18 protein-coding genes are annotated in these 20374 nt (G+C 62.9%); 13 read left to right on the forward strand and 5 right to left on the reverse strand.

Translation table 11 applies throughout. The features are described 5' to 3' along the window. Positions 1-50 precede the first annotated feature (50 nt). From DVH29_RS01800 to DVH29_RS01815, 4 genes are all read left to right on the forward strand, one after another. Positions 51-776: an endonuclease/exonuclease/phosphatase family protein gene (locus DVH29_RS01800; protein WP_114644453.1), complete on the forward strand. Its 726-nt coding sequence runs from the start codon at positions 51-53 to the stop codon at positions 774-776. Positions 777-848: 72 nt separating this feature from the next. After that, entirely contained in the window at positions 849-2660 is a 1812-nt protein-coding gene (locus tag DVH29_RS01805; RefSeq protein WP_114644454.1) for an ABC-F family ATP-binding cassette domain-containing protein, read from the forward strand. Positions 2661-2940: 280 nt separating this feature from the next. After that, entirely contained in the window at positions 2941-3612 is a 672-nt protein-coding gene (locus DVH29_RS01810; RefSeq protein WP_114644455.1) for a L,D-transpeptidase, read from the forward strand. A gap of 71 nt (positions 3613-3683) precedes the next feature. Further along, positions 3684-4862 (forward strand): BaiN/RdsA family NAD(P)/FAD-dependent oxidoreductase, encoded by a 1179-nt coding sequence (locus tag DVH29_RS01815; protein WP_114644456.1) that lies wholly within the window; start codon positions 3684-3686, stop codon positions 4860-4862. Here DVH29_RS01815 and DVH29_RS01820 read toward each other — a convergent pair. After that, positions 4833-5075 (reverse strand): hypothetical protein, encoded by a 243-nt coding sequence (locus DVH29_RS01820; protein WP_147275978.1) that lies wholly within the window; start codon positions 5073-5075, stop codon positions 4833-4835. The genes DVH29_RS01815 and DVH29_RS01820 overlap by 30 nt on opposite strands. A 313-nt stretch (positions 5076-5388) precedes the next feature. Here DVH29_RS01820 and DVH29_RS01825 point away from each other — a divergent pair, with 313 nt between their 5' ends. Both DVH29_RS01825 and DVH29_RS01830 read left to right on the forward strand, forming a co-directional pair. Next, entirely contained in the window at positions 5389-6612 is a 1224-nt protein-coding gene (locus tag DVH29_RS01825) for a PRC-barrel domain-containing protein (RefSeq protein WP_114644458.1), read from the forward strand. A 136-nt stretch (positions 6613-6748) separates the two neighbouring features. Continuing rightward, positions 6749-7081: a hypothetical protein gene (locus tag DVH29_RS01830; protein ID WP_114644459.1), complete on the forward strand. Its 333-nt coding sequence runs from the start codon at positions 6749-6751 to the stop codon at positions 7079-7081. 83 nt (positions 7082-7164) lie between these two features. Here DVH29_RS01830 and DVH29_RS01835 read toward each other — a convergent pair whose 3' ends face one another. The 4 genes from DVH29_RS01835 to DVH29_RS01850 all read right to left on the reverse strand — a co-directional run bounded on the left by DVH29_RS01835 (position 7165) and on the right by DVH29_RS01850 (position 8772). Further along, the gene (locus tag DVH29_RS01835) at positions 7165-7599 is read right to left on the reverse strand and encodes a hypothetical protein (RefSeq protein WP_114644460.1); all 435 of its coding nucleotides are present in this window, start codon (positions 7597-7599) and stop codon (positions 7165-7167) included. An 11-nt stretch (positions 7600-7610) separates the two neighbouring features. Continuing rightward, complete coding sequence (locus DVH29_RS01840) at positions 7611-7934, reverse strand: ElaB/YgaM/YqjD family protein (protein WP_158541525.1); 324 nt, start codon at positions 7932-7934, stop codon at positions 7611-7613. 86 nt (positions 7935-8020) lie between these two features. Next, complete coding sequence (locus DVH29_RS01845) at positions 8021-8572, reverse strand: sigma-70 family RNA polymerase sigma factor (RefSeq protein ID WP_114644656.1); 552 nt, start codon at positions 8570-8572, stop codon at positions 8021-8023. Between the two features lie 11 nt (positions 8573-8583). After that, entirely contained in the window at positions 8584-8772 is a 189-nt protein-coding gene (locus DVH29_RS01850; RefSeq protein ID WP_147275980.1) for a NepR family anti-sigma factor, read from the reverse strand. Between the two features lie 179 nt (positions 8773-8951). On the opposite strand from DVH29_RS01850, the gene DVH29_RS01855 reads away from it, so the two are divergent. From DVH29_RS01855 to DVH29_RS01885, 7 genes are all read left to right on the forward strand, one after another. Beyond that, entirely contained in the window at positions 8952-9749 is a 798-nt protein-coding gene (locus DVH29_RS01855) for a response regulator (RefSeq protein ID WP_114644463.1), read from the forward strand. 221 nt (positions 9750-9970) lie between these two features. Next, positions 9971-10906: a sensor histidine kinase gene (locus DVH29_RS01860; protein WP_158541526.1), complete on the forward strand. Its 936-nt coding sequence runs from the start codon at positions 9971-9973 to the stop codon at positions 10904-10906. Between the two features lie 286 nt (positions 10907-11192). Further along, positions 11193-13661, forward strand: coding sequence for a glycogen/starch/alpha-glucan phosphorylase (locus DVH29_RS01865; protein ID WP_114644465.1), 2469 nt, complete (start codon positions 11193-11195; stop codon positions 13659-13661). Positions 13662-13750: 89 nt separating this feature from the next. Beyond that, on the forward strand, positions 13751-15955 hold the full coding sequence (glgB, locus tag DVH29_RS01870; RefSeq protein WP_114644466.1) for a 1,4-alpha-glucan branching protein GlgB: 2205 nt from the start codon (positions 13751-13753) through the stop codon (positions 15953-15955). A gap of 63 nt (positions 15956-16018) precedes the next feature. Further along, positions 16019-17290, forward strand: coding sequence for a glucose-1-phosphate adenylyltransferase (glgC, locus tag DVH29_RS01875; RefSeq protein ID WP_114644467.1), 1272 nt, complete (start codon positions 16019-16021; stop codon positions 17288-17290). Next, a complete protein-coding gene (glgA, locus tag DVH29_RS01880; protein WP_199562509.1) occupies positions 17290-18729 on the forward strand; it encodes a glycogen synthase GlgA in 1440 nt (479 codons plus the stop codon). The genes glgC and glgA overlap by 1 nt, the downstream gene beginning before the upstream one ends. Then, positions 18729-20360: an alpha-D-glucose phosphate-specific phosphoglucomutase gene (locus DVH29_RS01885; protein WP_114644469.1), complete on the forward strand. Its 1632-nt coding sequence runs from the start codon at positions 18729-18731 to the stop codon at positions 20358-20360. The genes glgA and DVH29_RS01885 overlap by 1 nt, the downstream gene beginning before the upstream one ends. Positions 20361-20374 lie beyond the last annotated feature (14 nt).

Genomic DNA, 20374 nt, shown 5'->3' on the forward strand with positions numbered 1-20374 from the left:
CTACCGCCTCGATCATTGACCTGTCACAGCTTCACGGCACATTAGTGGGCATGATCAGCGTAGCATCGTACAATATTCGCAAGAGCGTCGGCACGGATTGGAAGCGCGATCCCTTGCGCATCATCGACATCCTCAAGGAGGTCGATGCCGACATCATAGCACTCCAGGAGGTGGATCGGCGCTTCGGCAGCCGCACCGCCTCCCTCTCCCCCGAACTGATCTCCGAGCACTCGGAATATGAAGCCATCAGCTTCGGCATGCGCGAGCGCAGCCTGGGCTGGCACGGCAATACCATCCTGCATCGCAAGGGAGTGCGGGTCATCAACACCATGACGCTCACCTTGCCGGCGCTCGAACCGCGCGGCGCAGTGCTGGCCGATTTCGACACAGGCAGCGAAAGGATCAGGATCATCGGCCTGCATCTGGGTCTGGTCGACCTGTGGCGCCGTCGTCAGGCGCAATCGGTGCTGCATCAGCTCGACGTGCTCGACGAGGCCCTGCCCACGGTGATCATGGGCGATCTCAACCAATGGACGACGGAAGGCGGCTGCCTGGCGCATTTTTCCGAGAACCATCAGGTGATTGCGCCGGGCCCGAGCTTTCATTCCTCGCGGCCGGTCCTGAGCTTCGACCGGATCATCACCACCACCGACATCACCGTCCGGGAATCGGGGGTGCATCGGTCCGAACTGGCCCGCAAGGGCTCGGACCACCTGCCGGTCTGGGCACGGCTCGAAATCGGCGTCAATGCCGCCAGCATGGCGAAGACTGCCTGAGCCCTTGCAACGCGCACGGATTTTGGCCATGTGTCGCCCGCATGCGCCGCAGCGCCCATTTCAAGGACTCCCATGGCAGCCCCCATCCTCGCCCTGCAATCGATCGGCCTCAAGATCGGAACCAATCCCCTGCTGGAGGGGGCCGAATTGTCCGTTTCTCCGGGGGACAAGATCGCGCTTGTGGGGCGCAACGGTTCGGGCAAATCCACATTGCTCAAGATCGCGGCCGGCGCCATCGAGCCGGATGCCGGCGAGCGCTTCGTGCAACCCGGCGTCACCATCCGCTATCTGCCGCAGGAGCCTGATCTCTCCGGTTTCGCCTCGACGCTCGACTATGTGGAGGCCGGTCTCGAAGGCGCCGACGACCCCTATCGGGCGCGATACCTGCTGGAAATGCTCGGGCTGAACGGCGGCGAAGATCCCAGGTCGCTGTCGGGAGGCGAGGCAAGGCGCGCGGCGCTGGCCCGCGTCCTGGCGCCCGAGCCCGATATCCTGCTGCTCGACGAGCCCACCAACCACCTCGATCTCCCGGCCATCGAATGGCTGGAGGGCGAACTCAAATCGCTCCGCTCGGCCCTTGTGCTCATCAGCCATGACAGGCGGTTCCTCGCGGATTTGACGCGGGCGACGGTGTGGATCGATCGCGGCGCGACGCGACGCATCGATCAGGGCTTTTCCGGCTTCGAGGCCTGGCGCGACGATTTCCTCGAGCAGGAGGAAAAGGAACAGCACAAGCTAGCACGCAAGATCGTCGCGGAAGAACATTGGGTTCGCTATGGCGTCACGGCACGCCGCAAGCGCAATGTTCGGCGCATGGACCTGCTGGCCGGATTGCGCCAGCAGGTGCGCGATCACCGTGGGCCGCAGGGCAATGTCAAGCTCAGCGTGGCCGAGGGCCGGACGTCCGGGGCGCTGATCGTCGAGGCGGATGCCATTTCCAAATCCTTCGGCGATCGCGTGGTGGTCGGGGATTTCTCGACCCGCATCATGCGCGGGGCGCGGGTCGGTATCGTCGGGCCCAACGGGGCCGGCAAGACGACGCTGATCCGGATGCTGACGGGCGATCTCGAGCCGGACAGCGGCAAGGTCACGCTCGGCACACGGCTGGAACTGGCCGTTCTCGACCAACGCCGAGCTTCGCTCGATCCCGACGCGACACTCAAGGACGTGCTGACCGGCGGCGGCAGCGACACGCTCACCATCAATGGTCAGCCCAAGCACGTCATCGGTTATATGAAGGAGTTTCTTTTCACCCCCGAACAGGCGCGCACGGCGGTGGGCAAGCTGTCGGGAGGAGAGCGTAACCGCGTCACCCTGGCCCGGGCGCTGGCCTTGCCCTCCAACGTTCTGGTGCTGGACGAGCCGACCAACGACCTCGATCTCGAGACCCTCGACCTGTTGCAGGAAATGATCGCCGACTATGCCGGCACGGTCATCGTGGTGAGCCACGACCGCGATTTCCTCGACAATGTCGCCACCTCGATCATCCAGTCGGAAGACGATGGGGTGTGGACGGAATATGCCGGCGGCTATTCCGACATGGTCGCTCAGCGCGGGGCGGGAGTTTCGGCGCGCAAGAGCGAGCGCCAGCCCGCCCAGCCCCGGAGCAAGACGCAGGCCGATCCGGCGCCGGTGCAAAAACGCGGCAAGCTCTCGTTCAAGGACAAGCACGCCCTCGAAACGCTCCCCAGGGAAATGGACGCGTTGCGCGGCAGGCTGGCGGAATTGCAGACCGTGCTCGATGATCCTCAGCTCTATGCGCGCGATCCTCAGCGCTTCGAAAAGACCACTCAGGCCTATGTCGACGGCGAGACGAAGCTGGCCGGGATGGAGGATCGCTGGCTGGAACTGGAGATGCTGCGCGAAGAGCTCGAAGGCGGCTGAGCGCGCTCACATTTCCGAGAGGCCACTATCCTTTCGCGGTTGTAAACCTTTGCATGGCACTCTGGCGATGCCGGCCAGGAGCCGGGGCATTGTGAGCTTTACGTGGGCTGCAAAAGGGTTGGCTTGGGGGCACGGGGGCGGGCCCGCGAGAGATCGGCGTGGTGCAATTGGGCAACATGATCGCCCGACTGCCACAGGCCGGCGGAACCTTGTCGTCCTTGCCATAATTAGTCCCTTGCGCCTCACCGGTGCGTTTCTTACGGATACAAAGACGGACCCCATGACATCGCAACTCCGCCTCCTCGACCGCCGACATTTCCTTGCTGGCGCGGTCAGCCTCTCGGCTCTCGCTCTTGCTGGATGCTCCTCCACGGCCACCGCGCCCCAGCAACCGGCACAGCCCGTTTTCGACCCCTTCTACGTCAGCATGTATGGCGCCCGGCCCAATGAGAAGCACTTCGTGCCGGCCGTCGACCTGCGCTATGTCGATCCGGCCTTCTACCGCAGCGTCGTCCCCGACCCCACCGGGGAGCGGCCCGGCACGATCTATATCGATACAAGGGCCCACTACCTCTATCTGGTGCGCGAGAACCGGCAGGCGATCCGCTATGGCGTCGGGCTGGGGCGCGAAGGCTTCGGCTGGTCGGGCCGTGGCAACATCCAGTTCAAGCGCGAATGGCCGACCTGGACGCCGCCGGCCGCGATGATCACGCGCGAACCCGAGCTGGAGCAATGGCGCAATGGCCAGCCGGGAGGGATCGACAATCCGCTCGGCGCGCGGGCGCTCTATATTTTCCAGAACGGACGCGACACGCTGTATCGTATCCATGGCACGCCCGAGCCGTGGACCATCGGCAAGAATGTTTCCTCGGGCTGTGTGCGGCTGATCAATCAGGACATCATCGATCTCTATGATCGTGTGGCGACCGGTTCGACGCTGATTGTCGCCTGACTGCGGCGGTCGATTGTGCTTAAAGGCCCGTCCGGACAACCGGGCGGGCTTTGCTGTTGGGGATGAGGCCGATGAAGGTCGTCGATGTACTGGTGCTGGGGGCAGGGGCGGCCGGGATGATGTGCGCTGCCATCGCGGGGCAGCGCGGACGCTCGGTGCTGGTCCTCGACCATGCCGACGCGCCGGGAAAGAAGATCCGGATATCTGGGGGCGGCCGGTGCAACTTCACCAATCTCAACACCGCCCCCGGCGCATTTCTTTCGGGCAATCCCAAATTCGCCATTTCCGCCCTGCGCCGCTATCCGCCCTCCCGCTTCATCGCGTTGGTCGAGCGCTACGGGATTGCCTATCATGAGAAAACTCTTGGCCAGTTGTTCTGCGATGGTTCGGCGCAACAGATCATCGACATGCTGCTCGCGGAGATGAAGGCAGCGGGTGCCGAACTGCGCCTTGGGGTATCCGTCGACGCGGTGGACCGCATCGAAACAGGATTTGCAGTGCGGATCGGTGGCGAGCGGATCGAGGCCCGGTCCCTCGTGGTCGCCACGGGCGGCAAATCCATTCCGAAGATGGGGGCGACTGGGCTCGCCTATGCCTTGGCGGCGCAATTCGATGTGCCGGTGACCGAAACACGCCCCGCCCTGGTCCCGCTGACCTTCGAAACCGGGATGCTGGAGACCATCCGTCCGCTGGCCGGCATCGGCGTCGACAGTGAGATCGCCTGCGGGAAGGTGAAATTCCGCGAGGCGCTGCTGTTCACCCATCGCGGGTTGAGCGGGCCGGCCGTATTGCAGATTTCATCCTACTGGCGGGAAGGCGAGGCACTGTCGATCAACATGGCGCCCGATACCGATGTTCCGGCATGGCTCGCCGAAATGCGGGTACGCCATGGCGGCCAGAGCGTCGTCGCCGCGTTGAGCGGATTGCTGCCGCGCCGGCTGGCGGAAACCATCGGGCAGATGGCGAAGGTCTCGGGCCGGCTGGCCGATCTCAACAAGGGGGATCAGCAGCGTCTTATCGACCATATTGTGCGATGGCGTGTCAAACCGGTCGGCTCGGAAGGATATCGAACCGCCGAGGTGACCCTGGGCGGCATCGATACGGCGGCCCTCGATTCCAGCGACATGCAGGTCAAGGCATGCCCGGGCCTCTATTTCATCGGCGAGGCGGTCGACGTCACGGGTTGGCTCGGCGGCTACAATTTCCAGTGGGCCTGGGCTTCAGCCTGGGCTGCCGGGCAGGTCGCCTGAAGCCATTTCGGCTGCCAATTCGCTGGCATGCACCGCAGTGGAATGGGCGAGGCGCAGATGGCTTTGCCGATAGTCCAGCCGACCTGCCGCGAAATAAAAGCTCGTCCCGACCACGAGGACGATGGCGATCCATCCGATCAGAAATCCACGGCGATTATAGCCCCGGATCGGCGCCGGGGATGAACATGCGATAGGGCGGCGCGTAAAGGCCATTGTCGGGTCCATGACAGTTTCGACCGGGCCGCATCCTCTATGCGCAATGTGCGGTCACTGTGACGTAAACCTGTGTCAAAGAAGGCATTTTCGCCATTTTCTTTTCGCGGCGGAGCCGCCGGATTCTAGAAAACGGGTCTACTGCCGAAGCGGTTCCCCGCTGCCGCAACGGCTCAGAAATCCCTCCGAATTGGGGAACCAAGCCCTTCACGCGACGTTGATTGCCATGATGGCCGGATCGCCGACCGGAGGGAATTTTGGCTTCGGGGCACCTGCCTGACAACTTGAAACAAGCGATTTCAGGAGAAACCTTATGTATCGCAAGCTTCTTGCCACTACCGCTCTGTCGCTCATCGTGGCCGGCGGTGCTTATGCTCAGGAAATGGCGCCGGGCGACCCTGCCATGGCGCCTGTCGATCCCGCCATGGAGGCTCCGGCCGAGGTGCCCCAGGAGCCCCTCGTGAGAGCCGAAGACGCTGGCATTAACGCCGATGGCTGGCTCGCGACCGAAATCATTGGAGAAACGATTTATAATTCCACCGGTGACGATGCCGAAGCCATTGGCGACGTCAACGATTTCGTGCTCGACCAGAACGGTGAAATCGGGGCCGTTGTCGTGGGTGTCGGCGGTTTCCTGGGCATCGGCCAGAAGAGTGTCGCCATCAATTGGGATGAGCTCGAACTGGCCCAGGACATGGACGGCAACAATCGGCTCGTTGCGAATATGACCCGCGAGCAGCTTGAAAACGCTGCGGAATTCAATCGCGAGGAATGGCTTGCCAGCGAAGCGCGCGCTGCCGCCGAAATGGACGCCATGGCGCCTGCGGGCGACCCGATGGCACCGGTTCCGGCCCCGGCTCCCGCTCCGGCCCCCGATGTCGAGGCTCCTGCTGACGACATGATGGCTCCCGATGCTCCGGCTGACGATCCCGCTGCGGCAGATATGGCCCCGACTGATGATGTGGCCCCGGCCGATGATATGGACGCTCCCGCGGAGGATGTTGCTCCCGCCGATCCCATGGCGCCGGCCGATGATGCTGGTGCTGCGGAGGTTGACACGCCGGCTGATGCCGCCGTCGATGTGGAAGCTCCGGCCGACGATGCTGCCGCTTCCCCCGATATGGATGCCCCGGCCGACGATCCGGCTGCGGTTGACGCGGCGCCGGCTGCGGATGGCGTGGTTGCCGTTCCCGCTTGGGACACCTTGGAAAGCGTCGCCACGACCGATATTTCTGCCGACGAGCTCGAAGGCACCACGGTCTACGGTGCGGGCGATGAAGATATCGGCTCGATCGGCGATATCATCCTTTCGGAAGATGGTGCCGTTCAGGCCGTGATTATCGATTTCGGCGGCTTCCTCGGCATCGGCACCAAGCCCGTGGCGGTGGATTTCGAGAACCTGACCTTCGTTCGCAACGAGAATGGCGATCTGGTGCTTCGGACCTCGCTGACGGCGGAACAGCTCGAAGCTGCTCCCGAATATGACGAGAACGCCTATCTTACCGCCCCGGCCGACAACTCGCTTATCGTCGAGTAAACGAGTAAACAAGGCCAAATCGATCTCTCCAAGGGCCGCGCTTTGCGCGGCCCTTTCTTCATGGCTCTCGCCAACGCCCCTTGTCGGCCCATGCCGGCTATGGTTCCCTTTACGGAGGGCGTTCGGAGAATCGCACATGCAGGACAATGAGAGCGAACCATTGGTCGAGATGCTGTTCCGCAACGGAACGCTCACCGTCGTCGCGGTGGTCTTGTCCTTCTCTCTCTCCTTCGTCACCCAATGGGCGCATAATCCGATCCCTTGGGCGTTTTCCGATCGCCCGACGCTTCTCCTGTTGTCGGTGGGAATCGTCTGCCAGGGCATTTCCCTTGCGCTGCTTCTGCGTCACGACTCCGTCAAGCGGCGCATCTACGACCGCGCATCCTGGTGGTTCATCGCCGGCATCGCATCGACCGGCGCCGGGGTCATATCCGCGATCGTGGTCGATTTCATTCAACTGGTCTCGTGACTGCCGTACGGCAGGCGCAAAGAAAAAGGGCCGACCCTGAGGGCCGGCCCTTTGAGAGGCTATTTTCGCATCGCCTGTGACGGCTAATCCTCGTCCTCGTCATTCCCGCCCCGTGAAAGATACCAGCCGGCAGCGATGACGGCGACGGCTGGCCAGAAGAAGGGGCCGCGAGCGCGGGAAGCAAGTCGCAGGCCCGTAGTGGCCAGCGACAGGGTGGATGCGAGGACAGCGCTGTCGGCTGCCGTCCGCCGGCGCTCACGCTTGCGCCGGTTGGCCTGGGAGACCACGATGGCCAGGACGATGCCCGCCACGGCGATGAAGCCGATGCCGAGCAGGATGGCGGCAGCGAGCCCATCGGTGACCGAGGCCAACCAGATATAGAGCGCGGCGATGAGAAATCCCGCCCCGATAAGGCCCATGACGGCGACGACCAGATAGACCAGCGCCGATTGGCCTGCCGAACGTATCGAGGCGTTCACGCGGTTGGTGAGCGCCGAGAAAGGGGCGATCAGCGACATGCCGACCGATCCTAAAAGATTTTGGACAGGACGTAGCCGATGCCTGCTGCGATCAGCACGGAAGCGATCGGCTTTTGCCGGATCATGTCCTTGAGTTCGGTCTCCGCGCTCTCGAAACTGTCCTGCATATGCTCCAGCGCTTCTTCCCCCTGCTGTTGTGCCTTGCGGCCGAGCTTGCGAGCTTCGGTCTTGGCTTCATTGGCCCCCTGCTTCACCATGTCGCCCAAGGTGGCGGTGATGGAGGCGATGTCCTCGCGCAGGGCAGCAATTTCTGCTTCCAGATCCTGGGCAGAGGCCTTGGGGTCGGTATTGGTGGGGGTCGCAGCGCGGGCCATGAAGGGGCTCCTTTGGTCAGGTGTTGCAGTACTTCTGGGTCTAGACATCGGCTTCGGCACTAGCCGACGCCGATGGATTTCCTTGCTCAGGCGGCAGGGGAGGTAAGGTTCATCACGCCCACCGCCACGGCGTCGGGGCCGTATTCCCCGTCTCCTTCAAGTCGGAGGATATTGGCCAGTTGCGTCCGTGCGCGGCTGACGCGGCTTTTGATCGTGCCGACGGCACAATCGCAGATCTCGGCGGCTTCCTCGTAAGAAAAGCCGGACGCACCAACCAGGATCAGGGCTTCCCGCTGGTCCTCCGGAAGCTGGTTCACGGCTTTCTTGAAATCTTCCATATCGAGCTTGCCGACCTGTTCGGGATGGCTCGACAGCCGCTCGGCCATGGCGCCTTCGGGGTCGGAGACCTCCCGCTTGCGCTTGCGCATCTGGCTGTAGAACTCGTTGCGCAGGATGGTGAAGAGCCAGCCCTTGAGATTGGTGCCGGGGGTAAAGGACGATCGTTTGTCCCAGGCGCGAACCAGCGTCTCCTGAACCAGGTCGTCGGCCTTGTCGGCGGCGCCGACCAGCGACATCGCAAAGGCGCGCAGGTTCGGGATGACCGCAAGCAATTCAGCGCGAAAATCGTAACCAGACATGTCTTCCCCCATTATTTCGCGCCATTCTTCCTGTCATCCTCACCGAGCTTGCCCAGCAACTCAAGAAGACGATCGGGAACCGGCTCAGCGACGACGTCGTCGTAGAGCTCGCGCAGTTTCAGGCCGATAAAGGCCTGGGAATCCGTGCTCAGCGCCGGCTTGGGTGTGCTGTTTTCCACCTCGTCGTCCTGTTGTGCCATTCTATTGCTGCTAAGTTGCGTCACTTTGTGCCCCATTGCGTCTTTCCACTGGGCGAAACAACGTAACAGGTCAAAAAAAGTTCCTCCCCCGCGGGAACTTTCATGAGGGGGCTTCGTTAACGCCACATCGTGCGCCGGTTTGCCCGGCGAGCGCGGTATGCGAGGGAGCTATTTTAAAAATGAATCTTGCTGAGTTGATTGCGCCGCATATTCCCTATTTGAGGCGATTTGCCCGGTCCCTTACCGGAAGCCAGTCCAGCGGAGACGCCTATGTCTCGGCGACATTAGAGGCCCTTGTGGCGGATCGTTCGATCTTCCCCACCGACCTCGATCCCAAGGTGGCGCTGTACAAGGTCTTCTCCCAGCTTTGGCAGTCCGTGGACATCAATCTTTCCGACCTCCCCCCGGCCGCCGATGCCTGGGAAGAGCAGGCGCGCCGAAGCCTCAAGGCGATCGCCCCCCTGCCGCGCCAGGCTTTTCTCCTGGTCGCGGTAGAACGGTTCACCCATGGCGAAGGCGCGCAGATTCTCGGCGTGGACGACGCGGGGTTTGCCGAACTCATCGAAACGGCATCGCTCGAAATGGCCAAGCAGGTCGCAACGACCGTGCTGATCATCGAGGACGAGCCGCTGATCGCGATGGATATCGAGCAGATGGTGGAGTCGCTGGGGCACACGGTCACCGGCGTGGCCCGTACGCACAAGGAAGCCATCGACCTCTTCAACAAGCGCCGGCCCGGACTGGTGCTGGCCGATATCCAGCTCGCCGATGGCAGTTCGGGCATCGATGCGGTGAACGACATGTTGCGGACGGCCAGCGTGCCGGTGATCTTCATCACCGCCTTTCCGGAGCGCCTGCTCACCGGGGAGCGCCCTGAACCGGCCTTTCTGGTCACCAAGCCGTTCCAGCCCGACATGGTCAAGGCCCTGGTCAGCCAGGTGCTGTTCTTCTCCGAACAGATGGAAGAGGCCGCCTGATTCCGTTCTTTGTTTTTCTGTTCGCAATGATATTGGTCCATCCAAGACGTTGTCAGAAATGGGCGGTGTGTTCTCGGCCGGAGGGCAGCATCGCGATCTGAAGAACCTATCAAGTGAGGCTCGTGAACAACACGAACGAAAATGCGTCACCTATGAGAGGTCGGGAGCGTGAAGAGTCGAGCGGGGGCAATCTGAGTGGCTCCCGCCGCTTTGCATTCGCCATGCGCGCCCTCAGCCGCACGCCGGTCTCACTCACCTATCAGAACAGCGATCTGGTTTACGAATGGGCCGAGAACCTGCCGCCGCAGCTTTCGGCCGACGATGTTCTCGGCGCGGTGGACGATGATTTCCTGCCCCGGCTGGCTGCGGAGCGCATGCGGGGCTCCAAGCAGCGTGTCATGGAGACGCGCGAGCCGATGCGGTTCGAGCTGCCGGTCAATCTCCAGGGCGAGGTGCGGTGGTTCGATATCTGGATCGATCCCGACCTCGATGCCAGCGGCGTCGCCATGGGGGTCTATTCCACGCTCATCGATGTGACCTTGCAAAAGCGCAAGGAGGTTCAACTCAAGAATCTTCTGCGCGAAGTGAGCCATCGTTCGCGCAACTTATTGGCCATCGTGCTGTCGCTTGCCTCCCAGACGGCCCGCAGCGCCCGGTCCCTGCCGGGGTTCGTCGGCGCCTTTTCCGGCCGGCTGCAGGCAATCGCCAGGGCGCAGGATCTGGTCACCGACCGGGATTGGCAGGGCGCATTGCTCAGCGATCTGATTGCGCGGCAGATTGCCCTGTTCCACCGCGACAGCAGCCTTCCCGTGACCGTGCGGGGTGACGATCTGGTGATCTCGCCCACGGCGGCGCTCTATGTGGGTCTTGCCATCCATGAACTGGCCGCCAATGCCATCCGCAACGGCCAACTCGAATCCGACGCGGGTACGATCGACGTGGATTTCAACCTGCAGTCGCGCGCCGATGGGGAGCGGACGCTGATCATCCGCTGGTCCGAGCGTGTCGGGGGAGAGGCGGCGGAGGAAATCGAATCCCTGACGCGAAAATTTCTGGAAAGCGTCGTTCCGCTCGCTGTCGAAGGCTCGGGAACGCTCAATGTCAGTTCGTCCCATGTCGAGTATCTTCTCAACATCGACGGAACCCACATCACCTGAGGTGCCTTCCTTTCGGAAGGCGAAGCGCGTTTCGCGAAAAAAAGAGGATTGCCGGGCAGCAATCCTCTTTAGGGTCAGGGCTTGGCGCGATGAAGGTAGGGGCGCCTCCATCGGCTGTAGTGAAAACGAACTGCGCCGGACTTGGTTCCGCCCAATGTTTGATTTCTCGTCAGGCTGTCGGATGCTCGGCCAGTTGCGGAATGGAAGTGGCTGGTCACGGCTTTGAAGTCGTGCCACACTTCCGGTCTCTGAGGGGAGAACATTGTCATGAACAGCAGGTCGCGAAATGCCGCCACAGCCTATCGTTTACGATGCTCCCACGCCCGAACCCCGGGCCAGCGACGCTGAGACGCTTCGCAACGAAATTCTGGAAAAGCTGACATATGCGGTGGGCAAGGACCCGATCGTTGCCCGCAACACCGACTGGCTGACCGCGACCATTCTCACCGTCCGCGACCGGATCATCGACCAGTGGATGGAGTCGACCCGCGACACCTGGCGGACCTCCAAGAAGCGGGTTTACTACCTAAGCCTCGAATTCCTCATCGGCCGGCTGATGCGGGATGCCATTTCCAATCTCGGCATGATGGAAAGCGTCCGCGAGGCGCTGGCATCGTTCAATGTCGAATTGGACGACCTCATCGAGCGCGAGCCGGATGCGGCGCTGGGCAATGGTGGGCTCGGGCGGCTGGCCGCCTGCTTCCTGGAATCGATGTCGACCATCAAGGTGCCGGCCTATGGCTACGGCATTCGCTACGTCAACGGCATGTTCCGGCAGGAAATGAGCGACGGGTGGCAGGTGGAGTTGCCGGAGACCTGGCTGGCTCATGGCAACCCCTGGGAGTTCGAGCGGCGCGAGAGTGCCTATGAGATCGGCTTCGGGGGTTATGTCGAGCCGGTCCAACAGCCCGATGGCAGCGTTCGGCAAATCTGGCACCCGGCCGAGCATATCAATGCCGTGGCCTATGATACGCCGGTGGTGGGGTGGCGCGGAGCGCGGGTGAACACCCTGCGGCTGTGGAGCGCGCAGCCGGTCGATCCCATCCTGCTCGACCGTTTCAATTCCGGCGATCACGTGGGTGCGCTCGAGGAAAGTGCCCGGGCGGCCACCATAACCCGCGTTCTCTATCCCGCTGATTCCAATCCGGCGGGACAGGAGCTGCGGCTGCGCCAGGAGTTTTTCTTCTCCTCGGCATCGCTACAGGACATCGTGCGTCGCCATTTGCAGCAATATGGCGAACTCGGTTCTCTTCCCGACAAGGTGGCCGTGCAACTCAACGATACCCATCCGGCCATTTCCGTCGCCGAACTGATGCGCATCCTGATGGATGTGCACGGGCTGGGCTGGGACCAAGCCTGGAAACTGACCAAGGCCACTTTTGCCTACACCAACCACACGCTTTTGCCCGAGGCGCTGGAAACCTGGCCGGTCGCCCTGCTGGAAAGGCTGTTGCCGCGCCAGATGCAGATTGCCTACGCGATCAATGCCATGGTGCTCGAAGAGGCGCGGGAAAAGGGTATGGAGGACGAGCAGATCGCCGCCATTTCGCTGATCGACGAGAATGGCGGACGGCGGCTGCGCATGGGGCAATTGGCCTTTGTCGGTTCGCATTCGGTCAATGGCGTTTCGGCGCTGCATACTGAATTGATGAAGCACACGGTGTTTGCCGATCTTCACAAGCTCTATCCGCAACGCATCAACAACAAGACCAATGGCGTGACGCCGCGCCGCTGGCTGATGCAGTGCAATCCGGGGCTGACGCAACTGATCTCGGAGCGCATAGGCAGCGAATTCCGCGACGATATCGAGCAGGTCATAAAGCTGGACGCCCATGCGGAGGACAAGTCTTTCCAGGATCGGTTCGCAGCCGTGAAGCGCCAGAACAAGGAGCGGTTGGCCGCGGTGATCAGGGAGCGTCTGGGGATCGCGGTCTCGCCCGATGCCTTGTTCGACGTGCAGATCAAGCGCATCCACGAATACAAGCGCCAGTTGCTCAACATCATGGAGGCCGTTGCCCAGTACAACATGATCCGTGCGCACCCCGAAAAGCGCTGGGTGCCGAGGGTCAAGGTGTTCGCCGGCAAGGCCGCTTCGAGCTATTGGAACGCCAAGCTGGTGATCAAGCTCATCAACGACGTGGCCAAGGTGGTCAACAACGACCCGGCGGTACGTGGGCTGCTCAAGATCGCGTTCCTGCCCAATTACAATGTGTCGCTGGCCGAAACCATCATTCCTGCCGCCGACCTGTCGGAGCAGATTTCGACGGCCGGCATGGAAGCTTCGGGCACCGGCAACATGAAGTTCGCGCTCAATGGCGCCCTGACCATCGGGACGCTGGATGGGGCGAATGTGGAAATGCGCGAGAGGCTGGGGCCGGAAAACATCGTGATCTTCGGTCTCACCGCTGGAGAGGTCGAGGATGTGCGGCGGCAGAACCGCTCGTCCCGCGAGGTGATCGAGGCCAGCCACCCGCTGCGCGAAGTGGTGGAAGCCATCGGCGCAGGGGTGTTTTCTCCCGACGACAGAAGCCGCTACAGGCAGCTGATGGACGGGCTTTACGAGCACGACTGGTTCATGGTGGCGCGTGACTTCGACGCTTATAGCGCCGCGCAACGGAAGGTGGATGCCTATTGGGGCGATCGGTCGGCCTGGAATTCCATGGCCATTCGCAACACGGCGCGCATGGGCTGGTTTTCCTCGGATCGCACGATCCGTGAATATGCGGAAGAGATCTGGAGGGCATCGCACGTCTAGAAACGCGGGATGGCTGCGAATGATGGAACCCCGTTGTTCGCAACCGGTTCAAACCAGCACTGACGTTCGAAGTCAGGGGGAGTTGAAAAGTGGCAGAAAAACAGCCCGCCTGGCGGGCCGACCCCGAAGACATTGCGCGCATCGTTTCCGGGCAGCACGATGATCCTTTTGCCATACTCGGCTTGCATCACTCCGGTGGACGGTGGGTCAGCCGGGCCTTCATCCCCCATGCGGAGCGGGTCGAAGCGCGTTCGCTGGAGGGCAAGGTCGTAGGGCGGCTGGACAAGGTCGACGACCGTGGGTTTTTCGAAGGCGTGATCGACATCGACGGCGTCCAGCCGATCGTTCATCACTGCGGCAATGCGGGGGGCGAGTGGGACGTCGCCGATCCCTATTCCTTCGGGCCGGTGCTGGGCCCGATGGACGATTACTATATTGGCGAGGGATCGCATCTGCGATTGTTCGACAAATTAGGCGCGCATTTCATGACATTCGAGGGGGTAGAAGGCACGCATTTTGCGGTCTGGGCGCCCAATGCGCGGCGGGTGAGCGTCATCGGTTCGTTCAACGAATGGGACGGCCGACGTCATCCGATGCGGCGCCGGGCCGAAACCGGCGTCTGGGAAATCTTCCTGCCCGAAGTCGCCCCCGGGGCGCAGTACAAATATGAAATCATCGGCAAGGACGGCAATCGACTGCCGCTCAAAGCCGATCCCTTTGCGCAGCAATCCGAGCTCAGGCCGAAAACCGCCTCGGTGGTCGCCGATCCGACGCCATTCAAGTGGACGGATGACGCCTATATGGCGGCGCGCTCGTCCCGCGACTACCGCCGCGAGCCCATATCGATCTACGAAGTGCATCTGGGCTCCTGGCGGCGGCGGCCGGATGGGTCCTTTCTCTCCTATGAGCAGTTGGCCGAGCAATTGGTGCCCTATGTCGCCGATCTGGGCTTCACCCATATCGAATTGCTGCCGGTCTCCGAGCATCCCTACGACCCGAGCTGGGGTTACCAGCCCACCGGACTCTATGCGCCGACGGCGCGGTTCGGGGACCCGGCCGGGTTCGCCAGATTCATCGATACGGCGCACAATGCCGGGCTCGGCGTGATCATGGATTGGGTGCCGGCACATTTTCCTACCGACGAGCACGGGCTGGCCAGGTTCGACGGCACGGCGCTCTATGAGCACGCCGATCCACGGCAAGGCTTCCACCCGGACTGGAACACGGCGATCTACAATTTCGGGCGCAAGGAGGTGTCGAGCTTTCTCACCAACAATGCGCTCTATTGGCTGGAGAAATTCCACATCGATGCGCTGCGGGTCGATGCGGTGGCCTCGATGCTCTATCTCGACTATTCGCGCCAGCCGGGGCAGTGGGTGCCCAATCGGTTCGGCGGCAATGAGAACATTGAGGCGGTGGCGTTCCTGCAGCGGGTCAATGCCGAAACCTATGGCCAGCAGCCCGGCACCTTCACGGTGGCCGAGGAGTCGACGAGCTGGGCCGGGGTGACGGCTCCGACCTATGACAAGGGGCTGGGGTTCGGCTTCAAATGGAACATGGGCTTCATGAACGACACGCTGCGCTATATGCAGCGCGATCCCATCCATCGTCGGTTTCACCACAACGACATGACCTTCGGGCTGCTCTATGCATTCTCGGAGAATTTCACCCTGCCGCTCAGCCATGACGAGGTGGTGCACGGCAAAGGCTCCCTGCTGACGAAAATGCCGGGCGACGACTGGCAGAAATTTGCGAATCTTCGCGCCTATTACGCCTTCATGTGGGGACACCCAGGTAAGAAACTGCTGTTCATGGGCCAGGAATTCGCCCAGCGCGACGAGTGGAACGAAGCCCAGGCGCTCGACTGGTGGCTGCTCGATGCGCCGGCCCATGAAGGGGTGAGGCGGCTCGTCTCGGATCTCAACACCGTCTACCGCGAATTGCCGGCGCTGCATGCGCGCGACTGCGAGCCCGAGGGGTTCGAATGGATCATCGCCAGCGACCGGGCCAATTCCGTCTTCGCATGGGTGCGGCGAGCGCCGGGGGCGGAGCCGGTGGTGGTCATTTCCAACATGACCCCGGTGCTGCGGGAGAAGTATCGCCTGCCAATGCCCGCGAGCGGGCGCTGGACCGAACGGATCAACACCGATGCGGGCTGGTACGCGGGATCCAACAAGGGAAATCAAGGGGTTGTGATGGCCACGGAGGGAAATGAGTACGGGTATCCGGCGACGGCGGAGATTGTCCTGCCGCCGCTGAGCACCCTCATTCTACAGCACGAACCAGACATCTGAACGACAACATGCGTCCAACGAGGCTGGAAAAAGCCCATTGTGCGCGCGCAAAAGGAGAGGAAGATGGTGGGTATGAACAATCCAGCGCCCCTGGCACGTGACGCCATGGCCTATGTGCTCGCCGGGGGGCGCGGCACGCGCCTGATGGAGCTGACCGACCGCCGTGCCAAGCCGGCGGTCTATTTCGGGGGCAAGTCGCGCATCATCGACTTCGCGCTGTCCAATGCCATCAATTCCGGCATTCGCCGTATTTCCGTGGCGACGCAATATCAGGCGCACAGCCTGATCCGCCATTTGCAGCGCGGCTGGAACTTCCTGCGCACCGAACGCAACGAAAGCTTTGATATCCTCCCGGCCAGCCAGCGGGTGGCCGAGGACCTTTGGTATGCCGGGACAGCCGACGCCGTCTACCAGAACATCGACATCATCGACGATTACAACGCGAAATATATCGTCGTGCTGGCGGGCGACCATGTCTACAAGATGGACTATGAGATCATGCTGCGCCAGCATGCCGATACCGGCGCCGACGTGACGGTGGGGTGCCTGGAAGTGCCGTGCCACGAAGCCTCGGCCTTCGGGGTGATGCATGTGGACGATCGCGACCGCATCGTCGAATTCATGGAAAAGCCCAGCGATCCACCTTCCATCCCCGATAAGCCGGGCATGTCGCTGGCCTCGATGGGGATCTATGTGTTCGAGACCAAATTCCTCATGGACCAGTTGCGCCGCGATGCGGCGACGGCTGGATCGAGCCGCGATTTCGGCAAGGACATCATTCCCTATATCGTCCAGAACGGAAATGCCTGGGCGCATCGCTTCCCGCATTCCTGCGTACGCTCCGAGCACGAGCAGGTGTCCTACTGGAAGGATGTGGGGACGATCGATGCCTATTGGGAGGCCAATGTCGACCTGACCGACATCGAGCCCCAGCTCGACCTCTATGATCGCGAATGGCCGATCTGGACCCATGCGGAAATCACTCCGCCGGCAAAGTTCGTCCACGATATCGACGGCCGCAGGGGGCATGCGCTCTCGTCGTTGGTGTCGGGGGACTGCATCGTCTCGGGCGCCCAACTGCGGCGCACGCTGCTCTCGACCGGGACCAGGGTCAATTCCTATTCCGAGCTCAATGAAGCGGTGGTGCTGCCCCGCTGCACCATTTCGCGCGGGGTGCGGCTCAACAAGGTGGTGGTGGACGCCCGTGTCGAAATCCCCGAAGGGCTCGTGATAGGAGAGGACCCCGAGTTCGACGCCAAATGGTTCCGGCGCACCGAGAACGGGGTTACCCTCATCACCCAGCCCATGATCAACCGGTATCTCGCCTCGCAATGATAGACGTCCTCTCGGTCACTTCCGAAGTGTATCCCCTGGTCAAGACGGGAGGGCTCGCCGATGTGGCCGGAGCCCTCCCGTCCGCCCTCGCTGCCCACGACATCGCCGTAAGGGCGCTGATCCCCGGCTATCCCGTGGTGCTCGGGGCGCTCAAGGGCGGGCGCGTGGTGGCGCAGTTCGACGATCTGTTCGGCGGGCCCGCCAGCCTCATCGCCGCCCGGGCCGGGGACCTCGACCTGATCGTGCTCGACGCCGGGCACCTGTTCGACCGGGCCGGGGGCATCTATGGGGACCCGACGGGGGTGGATTGGCCGGACAACTGGAAGCGCTACGCGGCGCTTTCCTTCGTGGCGGCGGAACTCGCCAAGGGGCTGGTCGAAGGCTATCGGCCGCCGATCATCCATGCCCATGACTGGCAGGCGGCCATGAGCGCCGCCTATGTCGCCTTCGGGCGCGATATCTCCACCAAGGTGGTGCTGACCATCCACAATATCGCCTTCCAGGGGCAGTTCGGGGCCGACATCTTCCCCCATCTGCGCCTGCCCGGCGAAGCCTTCGCCATGACGGGAGTGGAATATTATGGCGGGGTGGGCTTTCTCAAGGGCGGCATGCGATGCGCGCATGCGATCACCACGGTGAGCCCGACCTATGCGCGGGAAATCCGCACGCCGCAATTCGGCATGGGGCTCGAAGGGCTGCTCAACGAGCGCGGGCACGATCTCTACGGCATTCTCAACGGCATCGACACAACGGCCTGGAATCCCCAGACCGACCCCAATCTCGCGGCCAATTACGCGGTGACCAATACCCGCAAGCGGTTTCTCAACCGCGAGGCGCTGCTGGACCGGTTCGGCCTCGAGCCGACCGAAGGGCCGCTGTTCGGGCTGGTGTCGCGGCTCACCTGGCAGAAGGGGATCGATATCGTTGCCGAGAATATCGACTGGCTGGTCGAACTGGGCGGGAGCCTTGCCGTTCTGGGCAGCGGCGAAGCGCATCTCGAGGCGGCGCTGGCCGAAGCGGCGCAGCGCCATCCGGGCCGGGTGGGGTTCGCCACGGGCTATGACGAGCCACTATCGCATCTGATGCAAGCCGGGGCGGATGTGATCCTTGTCCCCTCGCGCTTCGAGCCTTGCGGGCTGACCCAGCTCTACGGCCTGCGCTATGGGGCCATCCCCCTGGTGGCCCGGGTGGGCGGGCTTGCCGATACGGTGATCGATGCCAATGAAGCGGCGGTCGAGGCGGGGGTGGCGACCGGCGTGCAGTTTTCCCCCGTCGAGGGGCCGGAGCTGGGGGAAGCGCTCTCGCGTACGGTCTCGCTGTTCCAGCGTCCCGAACTCTGGGCGCGCATGCAGCGCAAGGGCATGAAGACCGACGTTTCCTGGACCAACAGCGCCGGCAAATATGCCGGGCTATATCGCAAATTGCTGGGGCAAGCCTGATGAGCATCAAAACCCTGTCCACCACTCCCTATGACGACCAGAAGCCGGGGACATCGGGGCTGCGCAAGCGGGTGACGCATTTCCAGCAACCCCATTATGTGGAGAATTTCATCCAGTCGCTGTTCGACTGCCTGCCCGGCAAGGAGGGACAGACACTGGTGATCGGCGGGGACGGGCGGTATTTCAACGACAGCGTCATCGAGACGGCGATCCGCATGGCGGCGGCCAACGGGTTCGGCAAGGTGCTGGTGGGGCGGGGCGGCATTCTCTCGACCCCGGCGGCATCCCATATCATCCGCCATTATGGAGCGTTCGGCGGCATCGTCCTTTCGGCGAGCCACAATCCCGGCGGGCCGGATGGCGATTTCGGCATCAAGTACAATATCGGCAATGGCGGGCCGGCGCCGGAAAGGATCACCGATGCGGTCTATGCCCGCAGCCGGGAGATCGAGCGCTACCACATCGTCGAGGGCGGGACGGTTGATTTCAGCGGTCCGGGGGCGTTCGCGCTCGACGGCATGGCGATCGAGGTGATCGACAGTATCGCGGACTATGCGGCGCTGATGGAAACGCTGTTCGATTTCGATGCGATCCGCAGCCTCTTTGCCTCGGGCTTCACCATGCGGTTCGATGCCATGCATGCGGTGACCGGGCCTTATGCCCGCGAGATCATCGAGGGACGGCTGGGCGCGCCGCACGGCACCGTGGTCAACGGTGTGCCCCTGCCCGATTTCGGCGGGGCGCATCCCGATCCCAACCTCGTCCATGCCAAGGAACTCTACGACCTGCTGATGGGGCCGGACGCGCCCGATTTCGGCGCGGCGTCGGACGGGGACGGGGACCGCAACCTGATCATCGGGCGCAACCGGTTCGTGACGCCGTCGGATTCGCTGGCGCTGCTGGCGGCCAATGCGCATCTGGCGCCGGGATACAAACGCGGGCTGGCGGGCATCGCGCGGTCGATGCCGACCAGCGCGGCGGCGGATCGCGTGGCCGAAAAGCTCGGCATCGAAATGCATGAAACGCCGACCGGCTGGAAATATTTCGGCAATCTGCTCGATGCCGGTCGGGTGACCATTTGCGGCGAGGAAAGCGCGGGAACCGGCTCCGACCACGTGCGGGAAAAGGACGGGCTGTGGGCGGTGCTGCTGTGGCTCAATATCCTCGCCGTGCGCCGGCAGAGCGTCGACGCGATCGTGCGCGAGCATTGGGCGACCTATGGGCGCAATTATTATTCGCGGCACGATTACGAGGAGGTGGACGCCGCGGCGGCCAATGGCGTGATGGACGCCCTCCGGGCCCGATTGCCCCGGCTGGAGGTCGAGGGATTTGGCGGGCGCGCGATCGCCCTCGCCGATGACTTCGCCTATACCGATCCGGTGGATGGGTCGGTGGCGACGGGGCAGGGGATCCGGATCGGGTTTGCCGATGGCTCGCGCATCGTGTTCCGGCTTTCGGGCACCGGGACGGTGGGGGCGACGCTGCGGATCTATCTCGAACGGTTCGAGCCGCCACATGGCCGGCACGACCGCGACACGCAGGAGGCTTTGGCCGACCTGATCGGGCTCGCCGACGCGCTCTCGGACATACGGCAAAAGACCGGGCGCGCGGCCCCCACGGTCATCACCTGAGCGGAGCGGAAAAC

The sequence above is a fragment of the Pelagibacterium lacus genome, assembly GCF_003345525.1.
GTDB lineage: Bacteria > Pseudomonadota > Alphaproteobacteria > Rhizobiales > Devosiaceae > Pelagibacterium > Pelagibacterium lacus.